At 71.6% G+C, this 3,897-nt stretch carries 2 protein-coding genes and 1 pseudogene; 1 reads left to right on the top strand and 2 read right to left on the bottom strand.

The window, feature by feature from the left end; translation table 11 throughout:
* Positions 1-386, bottom strand: a pseudogene (locus NS331_RS26945) (methyl-accepting chemotaxis protein); the annotation flags it as partial.
* Positions 387-648: 262 nt separating this feature from the next.
* On the opposite strand from NS331_RS26945, the gene NS331_RS24930 reads away from it, so the two are divergent.
* Entirely contained in the window at positions 649-1,740 is a 1,092-nt protein-coding gene (locus tag NS331_RS24930) for an AraC family transcriptional regulator (protein WP_058644587.1), read from the top strand.
* A 7-nt stretch (positions 1,741-1,747) separates the two neighbouring features.
* Here the strand turns inward: NS331_RS24930 and NS331_RS24925 are convergent, their stop codons facing one another.
* Complete coding sequence (locus NS331_RS24925) at positions 1,748-3,895, bottom strand: TonB-dependent siderophore receptor (protein ID WP_082702771.1); 2,148 nt, start codon at positions 3,893-3,895, stop codon at positions 1,748-1,750.
* Positions 3,896-3,897: the final 2 nt, after the last annotated feature.

The raw sequence follows: 3,897 nt of genomic DNA, 5'->3' as shown, positions 1-3,897 counted from the left end.
TCCTGGGAGGCGGCGCCGGCACCGGCGGACTGGTCCAGCGTGCGGCCCAGGTGGCTGACGATGTTGGCGAAGCGCCCGGACAGGGAGGCGATGGCGGCCTCCATCTGGCCGCGCGACGATTCGATCTGGCCGGACCACACCGGCGCCAGGTCGCCACCGAAGGATTCGAAGCCGGCCAGCAGTTGTTCCAGCTGCGCCTGGGTGCGCAGGCGGCGGCGGCGCTCGGCGCGCTCGCCCAGCACGCCCGCCACCAGAAGCGCCGCGGCGCACACGGCACCGGCAATGCTGGCACCCGACACGGCCAGGCTGCATATGGCACCTGCCGCGCCCAGGGCGGCCAGGCCGGGGTCGGTCAGGCCCTTCAGGCGATCTTTCGCTGCGCTCATCTACTCCCCTCGCCGCGCTTGGTGCGGCCGGACAATCCTCCGGACGCACACGCCGGCTGGATACACGTGGCGACACAATTGCAACCACAGGCAACACATTAAAGGCGTACCGTGTTGCCGAAGGGGACCCGATTGACCAGATACCGGCACTCGACCGGACAAAAAGCGTCAATAAATGTTTCTTAGGGTTACTGCCGGTTTCGTTTTTAGAACCAATTTATTATTCGGTCGGCAACAAAAATTGACATTTGTCGAGGACGAAATGGCAAAGGGCGGCCAAGGGCACGCAGGCAGGGACGACCAGCACGCCGACCTCGCGCCGGTGCTGCTGCGGCTGCTCGCCGCCCGCATCGGCGCGGGCCGGGTGCGGCCGGACCGGCTGATGCGCGGCATGGGCTTCGGCCCGGACGACCTGGCGGCACCGGACTTCAACGTGTCGTACCGGCAGTGCGTGGAAGTGCTGCGCCGTTATGCCGCGGTGGCCGAGCTGTCGCTGGAGGAAGCGCTGCGCCTGGGTGGCCGGCTGGGCGTGGTCTCCCTGGGCCACGTGGGCCTGGGCATGATGGCCAGCGCCGACATCCACGACATGTTCCGGCTGCTGGCCGAGTTCCACCGCAGTGCCGGCTTTCCGCTGGCCGTGGAGGAGGCCTGGGTCGATGGCGAATTCGGCATGGTCGTGCAGCCGCGCCACGGCGACACGGACGTGGAGCCCTTTCTGGTCGCCTACACCCTGGCCGCGCTGCAGTCGCTGACGCGGCAGGTGCTGGGCACGGACTTCCGACCGCGCAGCGTCAGCCTGGCGCTGGCCCGGCCGGCGGACGCGTCGGTGTTCGACCGCGTCTTCGGCTGCCGCGTGAAGTTCGATGCCGGCCTGCACCGGCTGGGCGTGGGGCCGGCGCTGCCCGTCCACAGCGCCGACGCCTGCGTGGCCCTGCGCATGCGCGAGGTGCTGGAGCAGGCCAGTCCACGCCAGGCGCTGACGGACCACGGCGCCGCGGTGGCACAGGTGATCCGCCGCCACACCGCCGCCGTGCCCACCTTCGCGCAGATCGCCGGCGCGCTGAACATGACCGAGCGCACCCTGCGCCGCAAGCTGTTCGAGGAAGGCCTGACCTACCGCGGTCTGCTGGCCGAGGAGCGCCGGCTGCGCACCCTGGCACTGGTGCGCGGCACCCGCGCCTCCATGCAGGACGTGGCCGAACAGACCGGCTACGGCAGCCCACGCAGCCTGCGCCGCGCCGTGCAGCGCTGGACGGGCCAGGGCCCCCGGGCCGAACGCAAGGCTGCGGCGCACCGGCCGGCGGGCCGGCCGCCCGCCGAGGACGTGCCCGAGCCGCCGCCGCCCTGGCCCTGACGCCGCCTCAGAACCGGTACGTCGCGCTCGCCACCACCGAACGCGGCGCGACGTAGTAGCAGGCGAAGGACGTGCAGTTGCTGATGGCGCTGCGGTTGCTCAGGTTGCGCACGTTCAGCGCCAGGTTCCAGCGGCCGAGGTCGTAGCCCAGCAGGGCGTCGTACAGCGTGTAGGCCGGCACCGGTGCCGGCGCGCGCTCGCCTTCGCCGCGGGTGCTGCCGTTGTAGCGCGCGCCCAGTCCCACGCGCACACCGTTGTCGAAGCGGTAGTCCACCCACAGCGACAGGCGGTGTCGGGGCACGGCGCTGGCCTGCCTGCCGATCTCCGACGGGTTGACGCTTTGCGTGACGACGGCCCGCGGCATGAAGGTGTAGGAGCCCACCAGGTTCAGGCGCGGCATGAGCTCGGCCGTGGCTTCCAGTTCCAGGCCGCGCACGGACAGCTGGCCGCGCTGCTGGGGCAGGAAGGTGATCGCGTCGTAGCTGATGTAGTTGTTGCGGCGCAGGTCGAACACCGCGGCGCTGAAGTTCTGGCGGCGGCCGGGCGGCTGGTAGCGGATGCCGACCTCGTACTGCCGCGCGGTCTCCGGCGCGAAGGGCTGGCCGGTGGCCGGGTCCACGGTGTTGGTGGGCAGGAAGGACTGGGTGTAGCCGGCATAGGGCGCCCAGCCGCCGTCCATCAGGTACACGACGCCGGCGCGGCCGGTGGCCTTGTGGTCCTTCACGGTGGTGCGGGTGGCGCTGCCGCGGTCGTCGTTGGTGGTCTCGGCCCAGTCGTAGCGGCCGCCCAGGTTGAACACCCAGCGGTCGCGCCACTTCATCTGGTCCTGGACGTACAGGCCGGTCTGGGTCAGGCGGTTGATGCCGTCCAGGTAGGGCGGCGCGGGCTCGGTGGGGCCGCCGCCGTAGAAGGGCGCAGCCAGGTCCAGCGAGGGCGCCGTGCCGCCGCTGCGGCTGACCTGGTCCACCCGGGTGCGCTGGTGGTCCAGGCCGGCGATGAGCTGGTGGCGCCAGTCGCCCAGCCGCAGGTCGCCTTCGATCTGGTTGTCCAGCGCGAAGGCCGAGGTGCGTTCGCGGCTGGAGAAGAGCGAGCGCGACAGGGTGCGGAAGTTGGCGGGGTCGCGCGGGTTGTCCGGGTCGACGGTGATGAAGGCGTCGGGCGAGACCTGGCGGTAGTCCAGGTCGAGGTGGGCGCCGCGCAGGTTCTGGCGCACGGTCCAGGTGCCGTCGATGCGGTGCTCGAACTGGTAGCCGACCATCTGCTGCTCATGGTGGAAGCGGTTGAGGGTCGGGTCGCTCAGGTACAGGTCCGCCGGGATGCGCGTGCCGGCCGCGGTGGGCAGCAGCGAACCGTAGGCGGGCGCGGTGCGGGTGTAGGTGCCGGCGCGGGTGCGGCTGAATTGGGTCAGCAGCGTGAGGCGGGTGTCGGCACTGGGCTGCCAGGTGAAGGCGGGCGCGATGTACTGGTAGTCGTCGGGCATGCGGCCGTCGGGCAGCTTCGCGTCGCGCGCCACGCCGGTCAGGCGGTAGAGCAGGGTGCCATCAGCGTTGAGCGCGCCGGAGAAGTCGGCCGCGACCTGGCGGCGCTGGTGGTCGCCCAGCTGAAGCTGCAGTTCGCGCACCGGCTCTTCGGTGGGGCGCTTGCTCACCACGTTGACCACGCCGCCGGGGTTGCCCTGGCCGTAGAGCACCGAGGCCGGGCCGCGCAGCAATTCGATGCGCTCGGCGCCGTAGTTGTCGGTCTTCCAGACGCCGAAGTTGCCGTTGTTGCGCAGCGGCAGGCCGTCCAGGTAGAAGCCGGGGCTGTAGGCATCGAAGCCGCGCACGGTGATCCAGTCGTAGCGCGAATCGGCGCCGTAGGGTGCGACGCCGACACCGGGGGTGTAGCCGAGCGCGTCGCGCAGGGTGAGGGCGCCCATGGCCTCGATGCGGTCGGCGGTGACGACGGACAGGGACTGCGGCGTCTCCAGGATCGGCGTGTCGGTCTTGGTGGCCGTGGCGCTGCGCCGGGCGACGTTGCCGGCGACGTGGCCGGTGGCCGTCTCGCCGGGGGCCTCGGACTGCACGGTGACGGTGGGCAACTGGGCCGCGGCCACGGCGGTGTCCGGGGCGGCGGGCGCGGCCGTGCGCGGCGGCGGCGTGGCGCTGCGGCGCAGCG

It is taken from the genome of Pseudacidovorax intermedius, from assembly GCF_001476815.1.
Lineage (GTDB): Bacteria > Pseudomonadota > Gammaproteobacteria > Burkholderiales > Burkholderiaceae_C > Xenophilus > Xenophilus intermedius_A.
This window is presented reverse-complemented; position numbering and strand designations above follow the sequence as displayed.

Coding starts and splice junctions, on each gene's coding strand:
- NS331_RS24930 (WP_058644587.1), top strand. CDS start 649: ATGGCAAAGGGCGGCCAAGGGCACGCAGGCAGGGACGACCAGCACGCC.